The sequence below is a fragment of the Sorangium aterium genome (assembly GCF_028368935.1).
GTDB lineage: Bacteria > Myxococcota_A > Polyangia > Polyangiales > Polyangiaceae > Sorangium > Sorangium atrum.
Genome location: NZ_JAQNDK010000006.1, coordinates 762,910 through 787,592, shown reverse-complemented (window position 1 = coordinate 787,592; position 24,683 = coordinate 762,910). Strand labels below are relative to the sequence as shown.

The 24,683-nt window shown below is 70.9% G+C and carries 17 protein-coding genes; 6 read left to right on the top strand and 11 right to left on the bottom strand.

Annotated features, from left to right (window positions below; all coding sequences use genetic code 11):
- Positions 1-350 precede the first annotated feature (350 nt).
- Both mfd and POL72_RS47020 read left to right on the top strand, forming a co-directional pair.
- The gene (gene mfd / locus POL72_RS47025) at positions 351-4,166 is read left to right on the top strand and encodes a transcription-repair coupling factor (protein ID WP_272103579.1); all 3,816 of its coding nucleotides are present in this window, start codon (positions 351-353) and stop codon (positions 4,164-4,166) included.
- Positions 4,167-4,262: 96 nt separating this feature from the next.
- Complete coding sequence (locus POL72_RS47020; protein ID WP_272103577.1) at positions 4,263-6,029, top strand: metallophosphoesterase; 1,767 nt, start codon at positions 4,263-4,265, stop codon at positions 6,027-6,029.
- A gap of 225 nt (positions 6,030-6,254) precedes the next feature.
- Here POL72_RS47020 and POL72_RS47015 read toward each other — a convergent pair whose 3' ends face one another.
- Complete coding sequence (locus POL72_RS47015) at positions 6,255-6,521, bottom strand: hypothetical protein (RefSeq protein WP_272103576.1); 267 nt, start codon at positions 6,519-6,521, stop codon at positions 6,255-6,257.
- Between the two features lie 308 nt (positions 6,522-6,829).
- On the opposite strand from POL72_RS47015, the gene POL72_RS47010 reads away from it, so the two are divergent.
- Both POL72_RS47010 and POL72_RS47005 read left to right on the top strand, forming a co-directional pair.
- Positions 6,830-7,273, top strand: a complete 444-nt coding sequence (locus tag POL72_RS47010; protein WP_272103574.1) for a ferritin-like domain-containing protein — start codon at positions 6,830-6,832, stop codon at positions 7,271-7,273.
- 63 nt (positions 7,274-7,336) lie between these two features.
- Positions 7,337-8,140 (top strand): hypothetical protein, encoded by an 804-nt coding sequence (locus tag POL72_RS47005; protein WP_272103572.1) that lies wholly within the window; start codon positions 7,337-7,339, stop codon positions 8,138-8,140.
- A gap of 114 nt (positions 8,141-8,254) precedes the next feature.
- Here POL72_RS47005 and POL72_RS47000 read toward each other — a convergent pair whose 3' ends face one another.
- The 9 genes from POL72_RS47000 to POL72_RS46960 form a co-directional block, all read right to left on the bottom strand.
- Entirely contained in the window at positions 8,255-8,941 is a 687-nt protein-coding gene (locus POL72_RS47000; RefSeq protein WP_272103570.1) for a hypothetical protein, read from the bottom strand.
- Between the two features lie 735 nt (positions 8,942-9,676).
- Positions 9,677-10,153, bottom strand: coding sequence for a single-stranded DNA-binding protein (locus tag POL72_RS46995; protein ID WP_272103568.1), 477 nt, complete (start codon positions 10,151-10,153; stop codon positions 9,677-9,679).
- 194 nt (positions 10,154-10,347) lie between these two features.
- Positions 10,348-11,376 (bottom strand): recombinase RecA, encoded by a 1,029-nt coding sequence (gene recA / locus POL72_RS46990; protein WP_276598079.1) that lies wholly within the window; start codon positions 11,374-11,376, stop codon positions 10,348-10,350.
- 177 nt (positions 11,377-11,553) lie between these two features.
- A complete protein-coding gene (locus tag POL72_RS46985; protein WP_272103567.1) occupies positions 11,554-13,146 on the bottom strand; it encodes a YifB family Mg chelatase-like AAA ATPase in 1,593 nt (530 codons plus the stop codon).
- Positions 13,147-13,339: 193 nt separating this feature from the next.
- Positions 13,340-15,799 carry a SpoIIE family protein phosphatase gene (locus POL72_RS46980; protein WP_272103565.1) on the bottom strand — a complete coding sequence of 820 codons (2,460 nt, stop codon included), beginning with the start codon at positions 15,797-15,799 and terminating at the stop codon, positions 13,340-13,342.
- Between the two features lie 16 nt (positions 15,800-15,815).
- Positions 15,816-16,193: an STAS domain-containing protein gene (locus POL72_RS46975; protein ID WP_272103563.1), complete on the bottom strand. Its 378-nt coding sequence runs from the start codon at positions 16,191-16,193 to the stop codon at positions 15,816-15,818.
- Positions 16,194-16,600: 407 nt separating this feature from the next.
- Complete coding sequence (locus tag POL72_RS46970) at positions 16,601-17,185, bottom strand: hypothetical protein (protein WP_272103562.1); 585 nt, start codon at positions 17,183-17,185, stop codon at positions 16,601-16,603.
- Positions 17,182-19,254, bottom strand: coding sequence for a hypothetical protein (locus tag POL72_RS46965; protein ID WP_272103560.1), 2,073 nt, complete (start codon positions 19,252-19,254; stop codon positions 17,182-17,184). Before POL72_RS46965 ends, POL72_RS46970 begins: the two co-directional genes overlap by 4 nt.
- A 368-nt stretch (positions 19,255-19,622) precedes the next feature.
- Positions 19,623-20,165 (bottom strand): SPW repeat domain-containing protein, encoded by a 543-nt coding sequence (locus POL72_RS46960; protein WP_272103558.1) that lies wholly within the window; start codon positions 20,163-20,165, stop codon positions 19,623-19,625.
- A 179-nt stretch (positions 20,166-20,344) separates the two neighbouring features.
- Between POL72_RS46960 and POL72_RS46955 the strand changes: the two genes are divergently transcribed.
- Both POL72_RS46955 and POL72_RS46950 read left to right on the top strand, forming a co-directional pair.
- On the top strand, positions 20,345-21,988 hold the full coding sequence (locus tag POL72_RS46955) for a ribonuclease J (RefSeq protein ID WP_272103556.1): 1,644 nt from the start codon (positions 20,345-20,347) through the stop codon (positions 21,986-21,988).
- Between the two features lie 254 nt (positions 21,989-22,242).
- Positions 22,243-23,634 carry a sigma-70 family RNA polymerase sigma factor gene (locus POL72_RS46950; RefSeq protein WP_272103554.1) on the top strand — a complete coding sequence of 464 codons (1,392 nt, stop codon included), beginning with the start codon at positions 22,243-22,245 and terminating at the stop codon, positions 23,632-23,634.
- Positions 23,635-23,679: 45 nt separating this feature from the next.
- Here the strand turns inward: POL72_RS46950 and POL72_RS46945 are convergent, their stop codons facing one another.
- Positions 23,680-24,675, bottom strand: coding sequence for an aldo/keto reductase (locus tag POL72_RS46945; protein WP_272103553.1), 996 nt, complete (start codon positions 24,673-24,675; stop codon positions 23,680-23,682).
- Between the last annotated feature and the right edge of the window lie 8 nt (positions 24,676-24,683).

Genomic DNA, 24,683 nt, shown 5'->3' with positions numbered 1-24,683 from the left:
CAGGGCTCGACTCATGCACTACGTCGGGCGATTCGGCTGGCCGGCAGGCGCACCGGCTCGCCAGCTCGGTTCGCTCGATGACACCAGGCTCGGCGTGAACGGAGTCCGAGCGGTCGAAATGCCGGCGTGGAGTCGAGAGTCGACATTACCGTCGTGACTAGAGGCCATTCAGGACCGGGGCCGATCTGAAGTACCCGTCGTGTAACGCCCCCTCCTACGACGTCCACGCGATACGCTCCCAGCACGGTGTGGTCGCGCCCCCGGCCGCAGCACGGCAGGGTGGCACCTGCGCGGCGCGAACCACGGTCAGGTCGCGCGCGAAAACAACGGCGGGTCGAATCGCTCCGCCCATGCTAGACCGCGCTGCGCCGATGCCCCCCGAGCGCTCCCGCACCTCCACCTCGAGCTCCCCGCTCAGCGCCACGATCGCCGAGCTCTCAGGCCACGTCGACGACAGTGCTTCGAACGATACCGCTACCAGCGGCCCGCCCGCCTCCACGCCGGCCGACTTCGAGCTGCTCCCGTCGTTCGACCTCCCGGCAGACCGCCCGGTCATCACGCCCCGTGAGCTCGCCGCAGAGCTCGCCGCGGCGCCACCTGGCACCCGTCATGTCACAGGTTCGGCCGGTTCGGCCGGCGCCCTCGTCATCCGTCGCCTCGTCGCGGCCGCCGCCGGGCGCCGGATCATCGCCCTGACTCCCGACGTCGACAGCGCCCGCGCTCTGGCGGCCGACGCGTCGTTTCTGCTGGTCGATCGGGACGCCGACGACGCCGAGGCCGCCGGCTCGACCACGTTCGGCCGCGTCCTTCTCTACCTGCCGAACGAGGCCAGCCCTTACGCGGATGTCAACCCGGACCGCCGGGGCGCCCAGACACGCCTCGCCACGCTCTTCCACCTCGGCATGGACCTTCCCTGGTCGGTCCTCGTCTGCCCCATCACCGCGCTCGCCCGCAAGGTCGTACCCAGGGACGAGATCACCGAACACGCCGAGCTCGTCATCGCCGAGCAGGAGATGGATCGCGACGCGCTCTCCGCCCGCCTCGGTGCATCCGGCTACGTCCGCAGCCCCCTGGTAGAAGATCCCGGGACATTCGCCGTCCGCGGCGCCCTCCTCGATATCTGGGCGCCCTCCGCCGAGCTGCCGGTGCGCATCGACTTTTACGGAGACATCGTCGCATCGATCAAGACCTTCAACCCCGACGACCAGCGCACGGTCGCCGATGTGAAGGAGGTCTGGATCCCGCCGGCGCGCGAGGCGATCCTCACGCCTGCAAATGTCGAGCGAGCCCGCCAGCGGGTGCGCGCCGCGTGTGACGTCATCGACTTCCCCTCGACCAAGGCGCGCGCCTTGGTCGACGACGTCGCGAGCGGTCGCGCCTTCTTCGGGGCCGAAGGCTACTTGCCTGCCTTCATCGACCTCGTCTCCTTCACGTCGTACCTGCCCGACGACGCGCTCATCGTCCTTGAGGACCCATCCTCCGTCACCGCCGCCGTGCGCGACGAGCTCGGTCGCGCCGCGGCCGATCGGAGCCACAAGGACCGTGAGCCGCACTTCCCGCTGGCCGCCTTCTACGAGGACGAGGTGCACATTGCCTCGTGGCTCGGCGCCCGTACGGTGCTTGCCCTGCACCGCACCGGGGTTGAGGGTGCTGCGGAAAATCGGAACTCGCTGGAGCGCTTCGAGGTCGTCCCTGAGGACGTTCCATCGCTTGCGACGCGCGATCAGTCGGACCTCGAGCGCGCCATCAAGATCGCCCGTGCTTCACGCGGCAAGCACGGCGCCCTCGACCCGCTCGTTCGTCGCGTGGTCGCATGGCAAGAAGCGGGCCTACGAGTGCTCATCGCCGCACGCGCGCAGACCCAGGTTGAGCGCCTCGTCGCCCTGCTCCGCCATCGTGACGTGCGGGTGAAGGCCAACCTCGGTCCGTTCGACCCCGCGTTCTTTGATGGCAGCAGTTCCGCGTCTCCGCGCGAAACGGCCCTCGTCGTAACGGGCTCTCTTGCGCGCGGCGTCATCGCTCCTGCCGAGGGGCTCGCGTTGGTCACGGAGGAGGAAATCTTCGGTGCCCGCGCTCACCGCCGCGCCGCACGCGCCGCTTCCTCCTCCACGAAGCCGTCGCAGGCCTTCCTCGAGGACCTCCGCAATCTGGGCGTCGGGGACTACGTTGTCCACGTAGAGCACGGCATCGGGCGGTACCTTGGCCTCGTCCACAAGCAGGTCGGCTCAACCACGGTCGATCTCATCGCCGTCGAGTACGCCGGGGGCGACAAGCTCTACCTCCCGGTCTACCGCCTGAACCAGATCCAGAAATTCAGCGGCGGCGAGGGCGCCCCCAAGCTCGACCGGCTCGGCGGGCAGACATTCGCCAAGACGAAGGCGCGGGTCGAGAAGAGCGTCCGCAAGATGGCCGACGAGCTCCTCCGCCTCTACGCCGAGCGCCGCGCCGCCACGGCGGAGCCCGTTCCGCCGCCAGACGACGATTACCGTGCCTTCGAGGCGACCTTCCCCTTCGACGAGACGCCCGACCAGGCCCGGGCGATCACCGAGGTTGCGGCCGACCTCGAGTCCGGCCGCCCGATGGACCGCCTCGTCTGCGGCGATGTCGGGTTCGGAAAGACCGAGGTTGCCATCCGCGCCGCCTTCCGCGCCGCCAACGCCGGCAGGCAGGTCGCCGTCCTCTGCCCAACCACGGTGCTCGCGCAGCAGCATTACCTCAGCTTCCGATCGCGGATGGCTTCCTACCCCATCGAGGTCCGCGCCATGTCCCGCTTCCAGACCAAGCAGGAGCAGGACGACGTCTCCCGCGGCCTCCGCGACGGCAGCGTCGACGTCGTGATCGGCACCCACCGCCTCCTCTCCAAGGACGTCCACTTCAAGCGGCTCGGCCTGCTCGTCGTCGACGAGGAGCAGCGCTTCGGCGTCACTCACAAGGAGCGCATCAAGGCCCTCAAGACCAACGTCGACGTCCTCACGCTCTCGGCCACCCCCATTCCCCGCACCCTCCAGATGGCGGTCTCCGGCCTCCGCGACATGTCGATCATCACGACCCCCCCGATCGATCGCCGCGCCATCCGCACCGTGGTGACCCGCCACGACGAGGCCGTCCTCCGCGAGGCCGTCCTCCGCGAGCTCGGCCGCGGCGGCCAGGTGTTCTACGTCTACAACCGCGTCGAGGGCCTCTACGAGCGCGCCGCCCGCCTCGCTGAGCTCGTCCCGAGCGCCCGCATCTGCGTCGCCCACGGCCAGATGAGCGAGCAAAACCTCGAGCAGTCGATGCTCGACTTCGTCGAGGGGCGCTACGACGTCCTCTGCGCCACCGCCATCATCGAGAGCGGCCTCGACATCCCCCGCGCCAACACCATCCTCATCGACCGCGCCGACATGTTCGGCCTCTCGCAGCTCTACCAGCTGCGCGGCCGCGTCGGCCGCTCCAAGGAGCGCGCCTACTGCTACCTCATCGTCCCGCCCCCGAACGCCATGACCGACGAGGCCCGCGCCCGCATCGAGGCCCTCGAGCGCCACACCGAGCTCGGCTCCGGCTTCCAGATCGCCTCGCTCGACCTGGAGCTGCGCGGCTCCGGCGACCTCCTCGGCGCCGAGCAGAGCGGCACCGTCGCCCAGGTTGGCTTCGAACTCTTCTGCCAGATGCTCGACGAGGCCGTCCACGAGCTGCGCGGCGAGCCCGTGGTTCACGACGTCGACACCGAGCTCTCCTTCGACGCCGACGCACTTCTGCCAGAAGAGTACATTTCCGACGTGGGCGTACGTCTTTCCCTCTACAAGCGGCTCGCCGGTGCCGCCTCGACCGACGACGTGCAGGACCTCGCGGTCGAGATGGAGGATCGCTTCGGCGCGCCTCCGCTCGAGGCGCGCCGGTTCGTGCACCTCATGCGGCTCAAGACCGAGCTGCGCCGGCTGAAGGCGCTCGCATGCGAGGCGAGCGCCAAGGGGGTCACGCTGCACTTGCGCGAGGACACCCCGCTCGATCATGCCAAGGTGCTCAAGCTGGTCCAGCCGAAGAGCTCACCTTACCGACTCTCGCCCGACATGCGGCTCACCCGCCGAGCCAAGGAGGGAGAAGCCTTCACGAGCGGCCTGGAGGCGACCGACAAGCTCCTCAGCGAGCTCGCCGGCTGCCTCAAGGAGGGCGGTGATCTCGCCTAGCGTGAATGCCCACGACGTCGTCGTGCCGCGCTGAGGCGCCCGGGCGAGGCGACGCGGCGCTCCGGCGGTGATAACCTCCCTTGAGCGGAGGGACGGATGATCGATCGCCCGGATCGCGAGCAGCTCGCGGCGCTCCAGCGGAGCCTCATGACCTGCTGGTACAGCCCCTTCCAGCTGGCCCGCTCCGCGCTCGACATGACCGTCTCCCGCCTGATGGGCGCGCGCGACGATTTCCGCCTCCTCGAGGCGATCGCGGGGCCGCAACCGCCCTTCGACTATGCCGTCCGAAACGGCGTCGTGCGCGACGAGCTCTGGATCGATTACGTGGCGGACACGGGCGATGGCTTCAACCCCACCTACGCGATCGCCAGCCTCCTCGCGCGGCCGGTCCTCTCGCTCGGCGGCCGGGAGACGAGGCGCGGAGAGGTGCTCATCATGGGCGGCGACCAAGTGTACCCCTCGGCCACGCGTCAGGCGTACTGGACGCGGCTCGTCGAGCCCTACGCGGCCGCGCTCCCGAAGGCCGATGTGACGGAGGCGCCGCACCTGTTCGCCATCCCAGGCAACCACGACTGGTACGACGGGCTGATGAGCTTCATGCGCCTCTTCGGCCAGAAACGCACGCTCGGCGCCTGGAAGACGTTCCAGTCCCGGAGCTACTTCGCGCTGAAGCTGCCCCACGGCTTCTGGCTGCTCGGCGTCGACATCCAGCTCGAGTCCGACATCGACCAGCCGCAGATCGAGTATTTCTGCAAGCTGGCGACGCACGACATGCGCGACGGCGACCGCGTGATCCTCTGCACCGCCGAGCCCGACTGGGTGAAAGGCGCCATCTACAACCCAGAGCTCCAGAGCAACCTCGCCTTCTTCGAGAAGCAGCTCGCCGACGCGCGGCCCGGGGTCGAGATCGTCGCGCGCATCGCCGGAGATCTGCACCACTACCGCCGCCACGAGTCCGCGGATGGCCGGCAGAACGTCATCGCCGGCGGCGGCGGCGCGTTCCTGCACCCGACCCACGGCGAGCCGGTCACCGTCGTCCGCTCCGGCGCGGGCACCGACCAGCGCCCTTATATGTTGCGTGCCTCGTTTCCGTCAGAGTCGGAGTCGCGCCGGCTCGCCTGGCGCAACCTCTCGTTCGCTTGGCACAACCTCGGCTTCTGGCCTGCCGCCGCCTTCGTCTACATGCTCTCCTCCCTGACGCTGCCCCGTCCCGGGCCGGGGGCCGTGGGGTGGGTCCTCGTCGTCGTGCTCGTGTTCATCGTCTTCACGGACACCTACAAGACCTGGTATCGCCGGTTCGCGGGCTCGCTCCACGCGCTCGCGCACCTCGCGGCGGCGCTGGGGCTCGCGCACCTCGGCGGCGCGCTGCTCGGTGTCGACGTCCAGGACCTCCCGTCCATGTGGAGCCTCCTCGGCGTGACGCTCTTCGTCGGCGCCACCGGCGCCGTGGTCGGGTCGACGATCATGGGCCTCTACCTCCTGATCTCGCTCAACGTCGCGCGGCGCCACGGCAACGAAGCGTTCTCGGCGCTCCGGATCCAGGACTACAAGAACTTCTTGCGGATTCACGTCCACCGCGAGGGGCTCACCCTCTACCCGGTCGGGCTGAGGAAGGTGCCACGCGCGTGGAAGGTGGCCGATGATCGCAAGCCCGGCGAGCCGCGCTTCATCCCCGCCCGCGGCGCGCTGGCGCCGGAGCTCATCGAGGAGCCCGTCACCATCCCGATCGCGCGGCAGCGCCGGACCGTCCAGCTCACGGTCGACGCAGCGGGCGCCGGGCTCCACGAGTGCCCTGCGGGCGAGCGGCGGAGTCGCCCCCCCGCAACGGGCGTCGCGGCGGGAGCTGGCGCGCCCGAGCCCTAGAGGCACACCGGAGCCTGGGCGATCGTCCCTTCTGCATGAGGCAGTTCGCCTCAGCCGGGACATTCTGCCTTTGCGCTGGCAGGCACAGCCGCATCCGGGTCGTCGATTGTAGACGCGGTCGACCGCAGAAGGACCCCCTGCGTGCGGAGCTCGCCGCGAGCTCCTGCGCGCGCGAGCGTGAGGCCAGAGGACGCAGCGAGGTTTGCTCGCGCGAACCGGCTGCGCTCAGGGCGACGCAGCGGCGTTGGGCAGCCTCGGCGGAGCGACCTTGGGACAGATATCGCGCAGCTCACCGGGGGGTGAGAGCGGATCGGGGCCTTCCCTGGGGCAGGAGCGCGGGCCATTCGCGATGGCGTCCTGCCCACGGTCGTCCGGGGTCCATTCGCGGTTGATGCTGGGCGCGTTCGCGAGCCCCTCGGCGCAGGCCGCGGAGGCGACGACGAGGAGCAGCGCGAGCGCGGCGCGCATCGAGCAGCCAAGAGAGCATTTCATAGGCACATCCCATCTCCCCGCGGCGCCTGCGCTGGCGGCGCCAGTCAACGAAAGCCGTAGGGTTTCCCATCTCCCATCTTCCAACGGCTTTCACGGTCCGTGCCAGGTCGAGGTTGCCGGGCCGATCGGGATGCCGGGCCGCCCGACGCGGCCGCCAGAGGCCGCACGAGCGCCGGCCGAGCCGAGCGCGCCGACGGCGACCACAAGTTCCGGCGACGACGTGCGCATGGCTTGCGCCCCCACGCAAATGCCCCAGGTGGTGGGCGGGGGGGTCCGAGCGGAGCGCGATCCCGGAAGGAGTGTCCATCATGGCGAGAGACGTCTTCGAGGTGTTCAACGACCTCATCCAGCTCGATCGCGACGCGATCGCCGCTTATGACCGCGCCATCGAGGCGTGCGAGCACGCTCATACCAAGGAGAGGCTCGCGAGCTTCAGGGACGATCACGCGCGCCACGTGGTGGATCTGACCGCGCATGTGACGTCGCTCGGCGGCGTCGCGGCCAAGACCCGCGACCTCAAGGGCAAGCTCATCGAGGGGTTCACGGCGATCACGAGCCAGGGAGACCAGAGCGCGCTCCTCGCCATGCGCGGCAACGAGGAGCTCACAAACCGGCAGTACCAGGCCGCGCTGGACGAGTCGCTCACGACCGAGGCGCGCGCGATCATCGAGCGCAACTACGCCGATGAGCAGCGGCACCTCGCGTGGATCAAGGACGCGCTGTCAAGGAAGGTCTGGGAACAAGCCGCCTAGTGGGCGGTCGGCCCGCGGCGGTGGTGAGTACGATCGGAAGCAGATTCTACGGTTGGGGGTAATATGAAATCGAATCGGTCCATCCAACTTGCGCTCGCCATGGGAGCGTTCGCGGTCGTGCCGGCGCTCGCAGCCGCTCAGACGGGCGGCACGAGCACGCCGCAGCACCGCGAATCGGGCACCCCGGGAGCGGCGCAGGGCGGTGCGCAGCATCAGGGCGACAAGCCCAGCCCGAGCGGCGCACAGCGCGGGCAGCAGCAGCAGCAGGGGCAGGGTCAGAAGAAACAGGCGATAAAGCTCCAGGAGCAGATCTCGTTCCCGGTCGAGGAAGGGTGCACCTACACGGCCTCCGTGAACGGTCGGATCGATCCCGTCGCCACGGGCAAGTCGCAGCAGCCGTCGGGCGGCCAGACCGGCGGCGGCAACCTGGGACGGGGCGGCGCGGGAGAGCAGGGCCATACCGACGGCAGCCAGGCCCAGGCCCATGCCGGCGGCGCTCAAGGCGGCAGCCAGCCTCACGCAGGCGCCCAGGCGGGCGCGGCGCAAGCAGGCGGCCAGGCGGGGCCTGGTGCTGACTATCGCGAGGGTCAGGAGAAGGTGAAGCCCAACCTCACCGTAGCCGCCAGCGTCAGCTGCCCGAACGCGGTCGATCTCAAGGTCTCGGACACGCTGAAGACGGACAAGGCCGTCAGCCGCTCGGAGCTCGAGGAGATGATCTCGCGTCGAACGAGCATCGCGACCGAGAAGGGCGGGCGCTTCTGCATGTACGTGCCGCAGTTCGAGCTGACCCGCGAGAAGCTGAGCGGAAAGGGAATCGCCCAGCTCTGCCGCGTGCCCGCGGCGGCCGAGAAGGGCGGAATGCCGTAAACGCCGAAGGGGGGGAGAGGGCGATCCTGGGAGCGCGCGCCCTCAGGATCGCCCGGCGGCCACGGCGCCGCGAGCGCGCGCACGGCCTCTCAGGACATCGAGCCGGAGCTCAGATCAGAGCGGAGGGCACGGCGTCAGCCTACCGATCTTGAAGGGCCGGTCCGAGATCGAGTAATAGCTGCTCGCACTGACCGAAGCGACGCTCCAGGTGTGGCCCCCCGGGACTCCCGTGACATCGTCGGCGTAGAGACGCATAAAGGCCGTCCCCTCCCCAGCGGTAAACACGCCGCCGACGCACCGGCTGTCAGGATAGGCCACACTGCAGCCGTGCTTCGAGGTGGTGGAGTCGGCGATCGGCAACGCCCACTGCTTCGTGGTCGCGTAGACCGGGGACAGCGCTGGCGAGACCTGTGTCACTGGGCCCGTGATGATCGCGGTGTGCCCGGAGTACGACGCCGTCGCGTCGAGGATGAGGACGTCGCCCGCAGCAATGTTGGCGACGTTCGTGATCTCTGTGAAGTGGGTTGTTGCGGGGGCGACCGCGAAGAAGTTGTCGAAGTACAGCGCCGAGTTCGGGCTGACGTTGCCCCAGAGGACGGCGATGTCCGTGTTCGTGTAGCCGAAAGCCGCCTTCTGGACCGCCGTGAAGAACACAGCGCCGCTCGCCACCGGTGTGGTGTCAGCGATGAGATCGAGCGCGGTGTCGGAAATATCGACGCACGCATCGGCCGGGGCAGAGCCAAGCGCGACGAAAGAAGCAGCAGCAGACACCATCAGGAAACGAGCCATATTGCTGAGCATGAATTACCTCGGTTGACGGTTACCACGTTGCCGTTCTGCAGGCCGAGCAGATTCGGTAGAGGAGGCCGATCGTGTACAGCGATAGAATCGCACCTGGTCGCGTCGAGCCTAGCATCCAATGTTTACTCCCAATACAATGCATCCGTCAATACACTTCGAACATCGCATCGACTCAACGAATCACTTTTCTGGGCCCATGTAGGACACGAGAGCTCTTCAGCCGGCACCGCCGGATAATGTCTACCGCTTGATGGCCTCCTCGAATGATTAACTCAGCCATCTGCAGCTGACGCCACGCGCCAACGGCTCCGTGACGAGTAGCCGCGAGGAGAGATTGACCCCCGCAGACCCGTATCACTGGAATCCAGCAACACGCCACACGCCGAGCTCAGCGGCCCAATGGCGCTGCGACGGGTGGCGCCCAGGACGCGCGAGGAGCGACAGGTGGTTGGCGAAGAATCGCGCTGCGACGAATGGCCGGACGGTCGACGACCGGTGGCCCACGAGCAGAGCAATCGAGCCGTCCTTGGGAGAATGGTCCGCGTTGCTGGCGCGGCGACGAGCTGGTACATGCGAGGCGACCCGACGGGGTGCGCGGCTGCCAGGAGCACGCCCAGGCGCCGCACGGGCGCGCATTCATCGGCAGCCTCCGGCCGCGTCGCGCGGGGGCCCGCGGGGGCGAGGGGCGCCGCAAGGCGGCTTCTCCCAGCCGCCTCGCTCGTCGCTACTCCGCCGTCAGTACGGCAGTTCATCCAGCGCTGGGACCTCCGGCGGCCGCCCCCGCACGCCGTTCTTCCCGAGCCGCGCGGTGGTCGGCACCTCGGCCCCGGGCTGCGTCGCCTCGCCGTCGTCGTCCGGACCCGGCAGCGCCTGCGCCACGCCCCGCCGCCCCGTGAAGCGGAGATCCCGCGCGATCACCTCGGTGCGGTAGCGCCGGATGCCGTCCTTCTCGTAGCTCGACGTGCGCAGCCCGCCCTCGATGAGCACACCGTCTCCCTTGGACAGGACCTTCGCGAGCGCCTCGGCGCGCTGCCCCCAGAACACGATGTTGTGCCACTCCGTACGCTCCTTCGGCTCCTTGTTCTTGTCGACGAACGACTCGTTCGTCGCCATACGCAGCTGGAGCACCGGCGTGCCATTGCCGGTGTAGCGCAGCTCCGGATCCGAGCCGAGGTTGCCCATGAGAATCACCTTGTTCAGTCCATCAGTCATGATGTGCTCCAGTTCACCACGTTGTTGTCGTCTGCCATCGTCTACTGTCGTTCGAGAGCGTCAATCGCGGTCACCAACGACGTCTGCGGCCGTTTCACCTCCGCCCGCGACAGGCCATGTCGTCCCCGAGGGCGGTTCAGAAGGACGAGCGGCGCCCGGCGGCGATGGGCCGCCGGCGCGCCGCCTGCTCGGGCTCATGCATCCATCGCCGCGGCGACGCCGGGGCGCGCCAGCGCCGCCGCATCGACGGCGGCGCGGAGCGACGTGGCGAGCGTCGGCTTGCCGAGCAGCGCCTCGCGGGCGCGCTCCCTCCCCTGCCCGATGTGCTCGCCCGCGAACGACAGGTGCGCGCCGCTCTTCTCGACGACCCCGAGCTGGCAGGCGAAGTCGATGAGATCCGCCGCGCCGTCGATGCCCGCTCCCCACCGGATGTCGAACTCAGCTTCTCGGAACGGAGGAGCCATCTTGTTCTTGACCACCTTGACGCGCGTCCTGCTGCCAATGGCCTCGTCGCTCACCTTCACCGGCCCCACCCGGCGCACGTCGAGCCGCACGCTCGCGTAGAACTTGAGCGCGTTGCCGCCGGTCGTCACCTCGGGATTGCCGAACACGACGCCGATCTTCTGCCGGAGCTGGTTGATGAAGATGAGCGTCGTGTCGGTGCGGTGGCATATGCCCGTGAGCTTCCGCAGCGCCTGGCTCATCAGCCGCGCCTGGAGGCCCATGTGCGAGTCGCCCATGTCCCCCTCGATCTCGGCCTTGGGCGTGAGCGCAGCCACCGAGTCGACGACGATCACGTCGACGGCGCTCGAGCGCGCGAGCATCTCGACGATCTCGAGCGCCTGCTCGCCGTTGTCCGGCTGCGAGACCAGCAGCCTGTCGATGTCGACGCCGACCGAGCGCGCGTACGTGACGTCGAACGCGTGCTCGGCGTCGATGAACGCGGCGACGCCGCCCGCGCGCTGCGCCTCCCGCATCGCGTGCAGCGTGAGCGTGGTCTTCCCCGACGACTCCGGGCCGTAGATCTCCACGATGCGCCCGCGCGGGTAGCCCCCGATCCCCAGCGCCGCGTCGAGCGACAGCGATCCGGTCCGGATCAGGCCGATGTCCCGGGTCTCGTTCTCGCCGTTCAATGACATGATTGCCCCCTTCCCGAACTGCTTCTCGATGGTGCCAACGACGGTCTTCACGGTGCGAAGCTTCTCAGCGATCTCGGTCATCATCTCGGTCTCTCCTTGTCGACGTGCGTTCGTTGCGTGTTGCGTGTTGCGTGTTGGTTGTCGCGTGCTCGACGCGCGCGCCCCCGAGCGCGCGGACAGACGATCCAGCGCGGCCGTCGGGGCGGCCGCGATCGCGCCGGCATCGCTGCAGGCGCGGTGGTCCTTGGCGCCGCGGCGAGCTCAGGCACCCGCGGCGGTGGTGGCGGGCGCCGGCCCGGAGGCGGCCTCGCGGTCGAACAGCCGCGCGCCGATCGCCTCGGCCACGTGCGCCGCCCGCACCGCAGAGCTCCTGTCCATGTCGGCGAGCGTCCGGGCGACCCGCAGCACCTTGGTGTACGCCCGCGCGGAGAGCCCGAGCCGCTCCACGGCCGACGCGAGCACGCGCGCGCCGGTGGCGTCCGGCATCGCGACGCGGGCGAGATCGCGCGGGCCGAGCTCGGCGTTGTGCGTCGCCGCGACCTCCCCCGCCTCGAAGCGCCCGCGCTGCGCGGCCCGGGCCTCGACGACGCGCGCCCGCACCGCAGCGGAGCTCTCGGGCGCCTCGAGCGCCGACCGGCCGTCGGCGAGCGGCGCGCACAGGTGAGCGACATCGACGGGCGGCAAGGAGATGTGAAGATCGATGCGATCGAGCAGCGGCCCGCTCAGCCGCGCGCGGTAGGCGCGGACACGATCGAGGGAGCAGGCGCAGCGATTGCCGCGGTCGCCATGGAAGCCGCACGGACAGGGGTTGATGGCGGCCACCAGGATCGGGCGCGCCGGGAACACGACGCGGGCGCGGGCGCGGCAGAGGGCGACCGTGCCCTCTTCGAGCGGCTCGCGGAGCGCCTCGAGGACGCCGCGGCGGAACTCGAGCAGCTCGTCGAGGAACAGGCACCCATGGTGGGCCAGGGAGACCTCGCCGGGGCGGATGGGATCCCCGCCGCCGACGAGGCCCGCGGCGCTCACGGTATGATGCGGGGCGCGGAACGGCCGAATCGCGACGAGGCCCCTGTCCGGGGAGAGCAGCCCGGCGACGGAGTGGATCGCGGTGATATCGAGCGCTTCGTCGTAGGACATCGGCGGCAAAACCGTCGGCAGGCGCCGAGCAAGCATGGTCTTTCCGCTGCCAGGCGGGCCCATCATGATCAGGTTATGTCCCCCGGAAGCGGCGATCTCGAGGGCGCGGCGCGCCCCGTGCTGGCCGCGGACCTCGGCGAGATCCGCCGCTGCAGCGCTCGGCTCTGCGTCGATCGCGGCCATGGTCCCTGCACCCGCAAGTGGCCTGTTGCCGCGGAGGTGCGCGACGACCTGGCCGAGGTGCTCCGCGATGAGGACGTCGATGCCAGCCACGCTCGCCGCTTCGCGCGCGTTGCCCTGGGGAACGATCGCCCGCGTGACCCGCTGCGCCGCCGCGCCGCGCAGCGCGGGCAGGACGCCGCGCACGGGGCGCACCGCGCCGCTCAACGAGAGCTCGCCGAGCAGGCCAATCCGGTCGAGCCCCTCGGCGGGCACCTTGCCGAGCGCCGCGAGCGCGGCGATCGCGATGGCGAGGTCGTACGCGCCGCCGCTCTTCTTGAGGTCTGCCGGGGCGAGGTTCACGGTGATCACGTATTCGTCCAGCTCGATGCCCAGTTGCTGGAGCGCGGCACGGACGCGCACGCGGCTCTCGCGGACGCTCGCCTCGGCGAGGCCCACCATCTGGAAGAACGACGGACCGCGGCCCGAGTCGACCTCCACCCGGATGGGGTGCGCGTCGAGCCCGAGCAGAGAGAACGTGAGCGCCGTGGCCTGCATGCCAGAGCCCTTTCGCGAAAGGCGTGCCAGGCGGAGAGGGCGGCGAACTCAGGGAAATTCGCGGCGGAAGAGGTGGCGAATGCGGCGGAGGGGGTGGCGGCCGCCATGGGGAGCCGCCGGAAGGAGCTTCATCGGCGCGCCCGGCCCAGAACGAGGAACGCGCCCGGCCAGGGCGAGCTCCGCCCCGCCGCAGCTACTCGGGCGCCCGATACCTCGCCACGACGATCGTGATGTCGTCGTCCGGGCTCGGGCACCACCCCTCGACCTCCTCGAGGATCCGGTCGCGGATCACGCTGACAGGCTCGGTCTGGACAGCCTCGATGACGGCGCAGAGCCGCTCCAGCCCGAACTGCTCATGATGGGCGTTCCGCGCCTCGGTCACGCCATCGCTGTAGAGCACGAGAACGTCCCCGTCCCCAAGGTAGAGCTCCGCATCCCGCGTCAACGCGCCGATCTCGGGCAGCGCGCCGATCCAGACGCCTGAGCTCGGAATGCACGCGCAGCGCCGCGTCCGCGCCGAGCACACGATCAGGTCGTCGTGCGCGCCCGCGAACGTCACGCGCCCGTTGCGCTCGTACCGGAGCAAGAGGAGCGTCGCGTGCTCGTCGCGCTCCAGACGATCGCGGACGTTCTTGAAAATTGCCTTGTTGAGCGCCGTGACGACCTTCGCCGGGCTCGCGGCCGGGTCGTTGCACGTAAGCGCCGATACCATGCTCTGGATCATCAGCATGATGAGGCCCGCCGCGAGCCCGTGCCCCGCGACATCGCCGATCCCAAGCCACCCGCCCCCGTTCGCCGGGATCACATCGTAGTAATCGCCGCCGACCTCGGCCGCCGGCTTCATGACCGCGCAGAGGTCGAGCCCCTCGATCGAGAGCTGCTTCGGCACCAGCGTTGTCTGAATGCGCGCCGCGACCTGGCTCTCCTGACGGACCCGCTCCTGCTCCAGCCGCTCGCGCAGCTCCACCTCCCGGACGACCTGCCGGTGCAGCGCCGCGGCCTTGACCGCGGAGCCGAGCTGGAGGCGCAGCACCTCGTACATCATCCCGCTGGCGCGGTGATCGAGCACCGCGACGCCGAACCGCTCCTCGTCGCCGAACGCAACCGGAAGCACGATCCTGCTGATGCGCTCGTCGGCTTCCAGGAAGCCCGGGGGCGCCAGGAGGTGCGACGGGAAGCTCACGGCCGGCACCTCCACCTCGTGGCCGTCCTCCATCACGAACAGCGGCTTCATGGTGGCCTGCTGAGCATCGTCGTACAGCGACACGGCGACGTCCGAGAACCGCATCCTCGGCAGCTCCGACGCCAGCAACCCCTTGAGCACGGGCAGGCTCAAGCACGCGGAGAAGCCCCGCGCGCCGTAAGTGACATCGATCGCGGCGAGCTCCACGTTCAGCCGCTGCTCCCCCTCGACGTGCACGCACTCGCTCCCGATCAGGATGCGCGCGGCGTGCCAGAGCTGCTCCAGCGCTGCGTCGCCGCCCACGGGTGACCCCTGTACCCGCGAGCGCAAGAGCGATATCACGGCCTGGAACTCCTCGAGGAGCACGCCCTCGCGCCTCGCCCCGTCGAGGAGCGCCTGGAGCGCGCGCAGGAAGCGCCCCTCGTCGCCCGCGAGCTCCGCCTCCATCGCGGCGAGCAGGTCGCCCGCCCAGCCGTCGAGGGCGCCCCTCGGGATCGCCACGCTGCTGGCGAGCGCGCGCTCCAGCGACGCCCGCTGATCCGCGATGGGGCGCGGGAAGCCGCGCGCCGAGGGGACCGGCTGAAGGAACGTGTCGCCCGCGCGGTAGCCGCAGCCGCAGGACTCGCGCTGCGTGAGCTCCACACGCGCGAGCTGCAGCGCCTCGACAGCCTCGCCGTCGATCATGCGGAGGACCGTGCTCACGGCCATCCCCCCGAGCCGCTCGATCGGCTGGCGCACCGTCGTCAACGACGGCTTCGTGAAGCGAGCGATGCCGACGTCATCGAACCCGCACACGAGGACGTCCTCCGGGATGCGGCGTCCCTCGGCCTTGAGCACCTCGATCGCCGCGAGCGCCATCCTGTCGTTGGCCGCCACCACGGCGTCGAACGCCACCCCGCGAGCCAGGAGCTCGCGCATCGCCGCGCGCCCCGTCGGGATCGTGAACCCACCGAACACGAGGAGGCGCTCGTCGAAAGGGAGCGCCCGCGCCGCGAGCGCCCTCCGGTACCCGCAGGCGCGCAGCGCGGCCTCCTCGCTGCTGCTCGGGCCGCCGATGTACGCGATGCGCCGGCACCCGTGCTCGTCCGCCATGTGCCCGACCGAGATCTCGCTCCCGAGGGCGTTGTCGACCATCAGGCTCGGCACATCGTCGATCGCGGTCCCGATGCTGCACACCGGCAGCGGCGCGAAGGACCGGCAGAACGATCGCATGACCTCCATGCCGCCGTAAGGGGAGAGCGTCGATGAGGCGACGATGACGCCGTCGGCGGTCTCAGGGCCGATGAGGTGATAGAAGGTGCCCCGGTCCGCCACCTCCGGCCGGCGAGCCATGGCCGGGTCGCTGAACGCCGTCAGCAGGTTGACGTCGTGCGCCGCGGCGCCGCGCTCGATCCCGGCGCGCAGCTCGGACTGGTAGTCGCCAACGACATTGTCGATCAGAAATGCGAGCGTCCGACGCTTCCTCGTCATGGCCTCGGGCTCTCGATCATGCGTCCGCGATCGAGACCAGCTCCGGGCACATGCGATCCAGGGGCTTCAGGCTCCGACGCTGCCATGTCCGCTTCGCGTCCGTGACGAACCGTATCCTGCATCTGAGACCATGGCTCATCAGGCCGCAGATGAAGCCGACGAACGCCTTGAGGCAGCTCGAGCTCATGAAGCACAGGCCGCGCACGTCGAACTCGACGGTGCTCACCGAGAGGCGCATCACCTCGCCCTCCAGCGCCTTGACGTACCTGCTGAGCGGCGAACATGCCGCCATGTCGCCCGTGCCGGTGAGCTTGACGCTGAGGGTGTCGTCCCTCAAGGCCGGCTCGATCCCGAAGCTGTCGGTGACGACAGGATCCACGCTCAAGCAGCTCATCTCTTCTCCATCTCTCGACCGGCGCGCGCGATGACCGCCGGATCGTTGCTCTGGATGCTGCAGCCGACGGCCGGTGCGATGGTCGATGCGAGCTCTCCACACTACGACGTAGTCGCGCCGGATCCAATCCCTTCCCGCGAGCCGCGTGGATCGATCGCGCCACGCGCCACGCGCCACGCGCCACGCGTGAGCGCGGGGAGCAGGTGGACGGCGCACATGCGACGGCGCCGTGCGGTAAGCACCGCAACATTTCGCGAACAGGCTCTCGATGCAGAGCGCGCCAGCTCGATCCCGGTTTCCCGGCTTGGAGCGTGGGACGCCTCCGAACTTGCGTGGATGTCGTCCAGGCGCGTGGCGCCTCTCAGGGCAGGGGAAGTGGGCGCGTCAACGATCGCGCCGGCGTGGGCTCAGAGCGCGCTGACGAGCGGCCCGGCGTCGCCTTCGAGCCATTGCTCGGAGATCACGACGCTCGTCGAGAGCCCGGTCTGGAAGCGGTATCCTTCCTCGATCGAGAGGATCTCGATGACCCTCCTGTCGCCGATCCGGACGGGGAAGATCACCGAGATGCTCGACGGAAAGGCGCCGTCCTCGTCGGGCCTCTGCTCACCGACCGAGACAGACTCGCCTCCGGCCCCGGCGCCGAGCGATCTCACGGCGACCACCGACGGAACGCTGCAATCGATCCGCAGCCACTCGCGCTGCCGGCGCGCCTTGCACGCGCCGCCCCTCGCGGCGCGCGCGAGCGACACCTGCTCCGCGGCGTCCCACTCGGCCGCTGCCGGCCGCGCCGTCCGCTCGGGCGGCGGCGGCGTCGCCTCGAGCGCGCGCTTCTGCGGCGCCTCCGCGCCTCCTCCCGCGTCCGCCGGGTCTCCCGCGGCCCTCGCCTGCGGCCCGGCCGCCGTGCCTCCCGCCGGGGCGAGCACCGACTCCGCGGCCTGCGCCGGCGCGAGCGCGCCGAGCAGGACCATCCCGATCACCGCTCTCTTCTTCATAACGTCCTCAAGAAGGCGGCGAGCGCCGCCTTGTCATTCCTCGACATGTGGCTGGTGCGACCCATCCGGTCCTGGTTGGCGTCGATGAGCTCTTCGAGCGTCTTCGCGGATCCATCGTGGTAATAGGGCGCCGTCCCGCCGACGAAGCGCAGCGAGGGCGTCTTGAACACCTGGCCCGCCTTCTCCTCCGCGAACCCGGGCCGCGCCGCGAACCCAGGCATCGGGTAGCCCATGCGGTCGGTGTGCTCCGTCTCGGGCACGTGGCAGCGTGCGCATTGCGCCGTGTCGCTCATGAAGAGGGCGCGACCGTGCTCCTCCTGCGGCGTGAACTTCCGCGCCTCCCTGGGCGGCGGCACGAGGCCCGCGCGCAGGAACGCGGCCAGGTGACGCGCCCTCAGGGCGAGCTCGCTGTTGCCCAGACCGCCGGGCCCCCACCGGTGAAGGCCGAACCCCTCGCGGAGGCGCTCCGCCAGGTTCTCGCTCTGGGCGTTCCATCCATAGGGCCCCTCGGCCGACACGCGGCCCGCGAGCATGGGAGTCTGCCGGGGCACGCCGCCGCGCGGCTCCGCATCGGCCGGCTGGTTCTCGGCGGATCCGAGGAAATTGACGCTCTCACCGCCGACGTCCATCACGCGGGCCTCGTGCCACACATGGCCGTCGTCGCGCCCGTCCGGGTGGCAGCCGGCGCACCCGAGGCCGCCGCTCGTGCCCCAGTCGACCGCGTTGTAGAAGAGCTTCCGGCCGAGGGCGGCCTGCTGCGGGACCGGCGCGTAGGCCAGCGCGATGTACGGCACGGGGCTCAGCTCAAACGGCGCGTCGTCGCGGTGCTCGTCGAGGCGGACGATCGCGAGGGCATCCGTCGAGCGGCAGAACACCCACGCCATGGACTCGTCCGCGGACAGCGCGACGCCGCTGGGCGCGCCGCACAGGGTCGCCACGTAGATGTCGGGCCCCGCATGGCGGCCAAGATCGTAAGTGCGGAGCGGCCGGAGCGCCGGATCGACAGCGACCGCGTCGAGCTCCACCAGGGCGTCGGTGCCCTCGCTGGCGACGAGCAGCGTGCGGGCGCTCTTCCGGTACACGAGCGCGCGCGGCTGGACGAACGGGGCGAGCGAGGTGTTGGGGAGCTCCAGCTCCGCGTCGTCGAACCCCGCATCGTCGAGCGCGCCCGCCCGCCAGAGCGGCGCGCCCTGGCGGCGCCGCGGCGCGAGGGGCGCCTCGTCGCTCGTCATCAGGACGTCGACCGTCGAGGCGCCGAACCACGCCTGCTCGCCGAGCGCGCCCAGCGCGTGGCGCGCGACGAAGAGGCGGCGGCCGTCCGGCGAGAGCGCGGCCGCGTAGCCGAGCGACGCGGAGAGCGACTTGCCGTGAGGAGCCCGGAAAGGCGACGGCGGGAGGGCCAACGGCCTGGCCTCGGGAGCGCCGCGCAGCGCGATCCGGGTGAGCGCGGCGGACGTGAGGTGCGTGACGTACGCGGCCGCGCCGTCCTCGCGGATCACGACGCCGCGGGGCTCGCGCGGGACATCGATGGACCACGTCGCGGTCGCGGTCGCGAGGTCCACCGCAGAGACCTTGCCCGCCCACGCGCTCGTGACGAGCGCCGTGCGCTCGTCCGGCGTGATCGCGAGCCCCCAGGCGTCGGCCGGCAGGGGCACGCGGGCCGCTTCCACGAGCCCCGCCGCCGGATCGGGCCGCAAGATAACGAGGAGCCCGGGATCGCGGATCGTGACGAGCACCCGGTCCGCGAGCGCGAGGACCTGCGCCGGCCGCCCCGGCATGGCGATCTCGACCGGCGGCGTGCTCACGTCGACGGGAAGCGGGATGCGCCGGAGGACCGCGTGGTCCTCGTCGGCCAGGTAGAGCGCGTCGTCCTGCGGCGCGCGCACGAGCGCGCCGCCGATCCGCGTGACGGCCTGGAGCTTCTGCGGCGGCGGAGAGGCTGGCGGAGCCGGCGCGGCCGTCCCGGCGACTTCAGCGCTGCGCTCTACGGCCGGCGTCTCCCTGGAAGGGCGCGAGCAGGCCGCGGCGAAGAGCGCGGCCAGGAGGAGGGTTGATGGTCGGTGCTTCATCGGTCGCCCGTGCCAACGACGGCGCCTGGCGTCCGTATTCCTCGGCACCGTCGGTCCCGATCCTCCGCGCGCCGGCCACCGCTGCGCGGGAGGCGTCGAGGCGCCTGCGACAGCCCTCCCCCCTTTTCTTGGCGACCTTGGCGCCATGGCGGTTTCTCTGCTGATCCGGGGTAACTTCCCGCAGTAAAGCAAGAGAATCTCTCAGCCTCGCTGCGGCGGTGTGTGTGACATGCGCTGTGGTACGGTCATCGCGAGTCCCGTGCCTGGATACAGCGGCTCGCATATAGCGTTGGGGACCGTTGGTGGGACCGAGGGTGGGGCGACTCGGCACATGGGGAGGTGCCGGCGCTGGCCGGCTTCGCGCGCGGCTACGCCCGCCTCGGCCGGCGCCCGGCGCCCCTCACCGCGCGATAATCGGTGAGCAGCGACCCCAGGATCGTAACCGCCCCCGCGGCGACGTGGATGACCGCGGCGAGCGGGTCGCGCTTCGCGTAGCCGAGCGCGAACGGCGCCGCGATCGCCGACGCGCCGAAGGCATGGTCGATGACCTCGTGCGCCTCGATCGGTATCCGCTTTGCCAGGCTCAGCCGGTAGTCGGTGAGCAGGGAGACGAAGACGACCGAGGCGCCGAGCGCGACGCCCGCGACCTTTGCGGCCTTCGTCCGCGCGGAGAGCCCGGCCAGAGCGACGATGAGTCCGTTCGAGTAGTCGAGGACGGAGTGCACGTCCTCGGGGACGATCCGCGCGAGGGGCACGGCGCCGAGGAGCGGCCTCGCAGGGATCGTCGTCGTCCGCTGCACCGCCCGCACGCTCGGGGCGAGCGAGGCGAGCTCTGCAGTCGGTATGTCGTCCGGCGGCAGGTAGGTCGTCGGCAGCTCGTATGCGCCCAGCGAAACGTTGGATCGTGCCATGAGGTCCTCCCGCTCTACGCAGAGGCAATCCGCAGACCGGAGGACAGGCCTCCTGCCCAGCGCGGGGCCCAGCTCTCTTGAGCTCGGCCCTCCCGCGCCCGCGCCTCCGCGCGGGCCGGTCCGCGCGCGCCTCCAGCGGAGGCCTCTGTTCGTGCGATCGGCGATGCTAGGCTGCGCCCATGGGAGTCCGGATTATTCCTCTCGGCGGCCTCGGCGAGGTCGGGATGAACGCGATGCTGATCGAGGAGGAAGGCCGCCGCGTGCTCGTCGACTGCGGCGTCATGTTCCCCAACGACCAGGTGCTCGGCGTCGAGGTCGCGATCCCCGACCTCAGCTACGTTCGCGAGGCGGGCGGGGTCGACGCGGTGCTGGTCACGCACGGCCACGAGGATCACATCGGCGGGCTGCCGTCGCTGCTGCGCGAGTTCCCCGTCCCCGTGTACGGGACGCGCTTCACGCTCCGGCTGGTGCGCGAGCGGCTCGCCGAGCACGGCATCGACGTGCCGCTCCGCGAGGTCGAGCCGCAACGGCATTTCGTGGCGGGCCCGTTCCGCGCCGAGCCCCTCCGCGTGACCCACTCCATCCCCGACGCGGTCGGCTACGCCATCGAGACGGGCGAGGGGATCCTCATCCACACGGGTGATTACAAGATCGACCTCACCCCCGTGGCCGGCGATCGGCTCGATCTCGGCCGCTTCGCCGAGTACGGCCGCGCCGGCGTGGCGGCCCTCCTCTCGGACTCCACCAACTCGGAGCGCGACGGCTGGTCGGTCAGCGAGACCGCGGTGGCCGAAGGGTTCACCCGGCGGTTTCGCGAGGCGAAGGGGCGCATCCTCGTCGCGCTGTTCGCCTCCAACGTCCACAGGGTCCAGAGCGTCCTCGACCTCGCCGCCCAGCTCGGCCGCAAGGTGGTGCTCGCCGGGCGCAGCCTCGCGACCAACACGCGGATCGCCGAGGAGATCGGCATCCTGAGCGTCCCTCCCGGCGTGCTCGTGGACGACGCCACGGCGGCCTCGCTCCCGCCCGAGCGCCTCGTCGTGCTCGCTTCGGGCGCGCAGGGCGAGCCGAACAGCGCCCTCGCGCGCATGGCCATGGGCGACCACCACCGGCTGCGGGTCGATCCGGGCGACACGGTGATCTTCTCGTCCCGCGCGATCCCCGGCAACGAGATCGCCGTCAGCCAGCTCGCCAACCGCCTGGCGAAGCGCGGCGCCGTCGTGCTCGATCGCGGCCTCGATCCCATCCATGCGAGCGGCCACGCGCAGGCCGAGGAGCAGAAGATCCTCCTCGACGCGGTCCGGCCGGAGCACTTCGTCCCCATCCACGGCGAGTACCGGATGCTCCTCGCCCACGCGCGCACGGCGCTCCAGATGGGCGTTCCGCCGTCGGGGGTCTTCGTCGTCGAGGACGGCGACTCGCTGATCATCGAGGATGGCCGGATGCGCCTCGGCCAGACGGTGAAGAGCGGCCGGGTGTGGCTCGACGCGCGCGGCGGGCTCGACGTCTCCGAGCTCGTGCTCCGGGAGCGCGAGCAGATCTCGGATCAGGGGCTCGTGATGGTCCTGGTGGTGGCCGACCGCAAGACGGGCGAGATCTTGCGCGGCCCCGATCTCCTCGGGCGCGGCGTGGCCCACTTCGAGGAGGGCGGCCCGCTGTACGCCGCCGCGCTCGACAGCGCGCGCGACGCGCTCGCCGCGCTGTCGCCCGCGGCGCGCACGCTGGCGCCGGCGCTGGAGGACGCGCTCAGCCGAGGCGTGAGGCGGATATTCCGGCGCGAGGCGTCGCGGCGCCCCGCCGTGCTCCCGCTGGCCGTCCTGCTGTGAGGTCCAGCGCCTCTCGGTCAGGCGGCCCGGGCGGCTCGCGCGGGCCCGGCGCCTGACCGCGCCGACAGGCGATCTGGAGTGAGCGCGGCTGTCGCGCACTCTGGATCGCGCGGACCGCGGAGCCCCTTTGTTCTGTCGCGGCATGACCGGAGTCGCTTCATGGTCCATGCTGGGGGGTTGCCCTGAGGGTGCGTGTCCCGGCGAGCGCCCGAGCGGATCACCGCGCGACGCGGCACCATGGTGGAGCAGGCGAGATGAACGACAGTCCCACGAACTCGCGCCTCCTGGGCGAGGCGGAGACGACGATCCTGGAGGGAAGGCGCGCTGTCGCCGGCGCGAGGGCCGAGGAGCAGCGCGGCGCCGACCCCCGCCCTCCCCCGTCGTCGCGACAGGGAGCGCCCACCAGCCGGCGGGCTGCGCCGCCGGCGCGGCCGAGCGAGGACGTCGCCGCGGTCTATCTCCAGGAGATCTCGGGCAGCGCGCCGCTGAGCCGCGAGCTCGAGGTGGAGCTCGGCCGTCGTATCGAGTCGGCGGAGCGCGCGATGATCGAGGCCTGGGTCGCGTCGCCCGTCGCGCTGCGGGCGCTCGCGGCGCTCGCCGACGAGCTGCGGGCGGGGCGGGTGGACATGAGCGATCTGCTGCTGAACGCGGACGGAGGCGACGCGCCGAGCGACGCGACATCCGTGACGATGGCGCGGCTGCTCGGGCTCGCGCGGTCCCTGGCGGAGGCCGGGCGGACGGAGACGAGCGGACAGCGAGCGCGCGCCGCCCTCTCGTCTGGACTCTCCGACGTGCGCCTGGGCCCCCTGGTGGAGGAGCGGATCGAGCGCGCGCTGCGCGCGGCGATCCCCGCGGTCGATGGACGCGGGCGCGAGGCGATCGAGGGGACGCTCTCGGCGATGCGCGTCGCGGGCCGGGCGGCGGCCGAGGCGCGGGCCGAGATGGTCCGCGCGAACCTGCGGCTCGTGGCGGCGGCAGCCCGGCAGCTCCGTCACCGCGGCGTGCCGCTGCTCGACCTCATCCAGGAGGGCAATCTCGGGCTCATCCGCGCGGCGGAGAAGTTCGATTACCGGCGCGGCTATCGGTTCAGCACGTATGCGATGTGGTGGATCAAGCAGGCGCTCTCTCGCGCGCTGCTCTATCAGGGCCAGGTCATCCGGGTGCCTGTCCACATCGCCGAGACCCGGCGCCGGGCGCTGCAGGCGCGGCGGGAGCTGGAGCAGGAGCACGCGCGCGAGGCGGCGCCGGAGGAGGTCGCCGAGCGGAGCGGGCTGTCGATGGAGAAGCTCCAGACGCTGCGGGAGGTGGCGCTGCCGCCCGTGTACCTCGACGCGCCGGTCGGGGACGACGACGGCGCGCGCCAGGGCGACTTCTTCGCGAGCGAGGGCGCCGCGCCGGACGAGCTCCTGGTCCACCGCCGCCTGCACGCGCAGGTCTCTGCGCTGCTCGAGGCGCTGACCCCGCGAGAGCGCGACGTGCTGCGGCTCCGGTTCGGCCTCGACGGCGGGCAGCCGCACACGCTGGCGGAGATCGGGGGCATGTTCTCGGTGAGCCGGGAGCGCGTCCGGCAGATCGAGGAGAGCGCGCTGAGCAAGCTGCGGACGCTGTCGCGGAGGCAGGCGCTGGAGACGCCGCTCGGGGGCTGACCGGCGCTGCCGTCGCGAAGGCGCGCCGGCGGCCTCAACCCCGGCTCAGCGCGGCGAGTCGCCGTGGCGGAACTCCGCGGTCGCCTCGTCGAGCCGGGCCTTGAGCTGCGGATCGAGCGAGAGCTCGGCCGCGGAGAGCGTCGCGTCGAGCTGGTCGGGCCGGCTGGCGCCGATGATGGCCGACGTGACGGCCGGGTTGGCGAGCACCCACGCGACGGCGACGGTCGTGAGCGACTGGCCTGCTTCGGCGACGATGCCCGAGAGCTTCTCGACGGTCGCGAACGCACGCTCGTTCCAGTAGCGCTGCTGGTAGTTGGACGCCGCCGTGCCGAGCGTGAAGCGGGTGCCCGCCGTCGGCTCGCCGCGGCGGTGCTTGCCCGTGAGGAACCCGCCGGCGAGCGGGTTGTAGGGGATGACGCCGAGGCCCTCCTCCTGCGCGAGCGGGAGCAGCTCGCGCTCGATCTCCCGGAACAGGAGCGCATAACGCGGCTGCACGGACACGAACCGCGCGAGCCCGCGCACGTCGGCGCGGCCGAGCGCGCGCGCCAGGCGGTATGCCAGGTAGTTGGATACGCCGATGTACCGCGCCTTGCCCGAGCGAACGACGAGGTCGAGCGCCTCCAGCGTCTCGTCGATCGGGGTGTCGCGGTCGTCGGAGTGGAGCTGATAGAGATCCACGTAATCGGTGCCGAGCCGGCGCAGGGAGGCGTCGATCGCGTCCAGGATGTGCTTGCGGGAGGCGCCCTGGTCCCACGGGTTCGGGCCGACGCGGCCGACGCACTTCGTGGCGAGGATGAAGCGGTCTCGCTTGCCCTTGAGCCAGCGGCCGACGATCTCCTCGGTGCGCCCGGCGGCCTCCAAACCGCCGCCCAGCGGATACACGTCGGCCGTGTCGAGGAAGTTGACGCCGGCGCCAGCGGCCTTGTCGAGGATGGCGCGGGAGGTCTCCTCGTCCGTCTGGAAACCGAACGTCATCGTGCCCAGGCACAGGCGCGAAACGGTGAGGCCGGTACGGCCGAGTCGGGTCGTCGGGATGCTCATGATCTTCC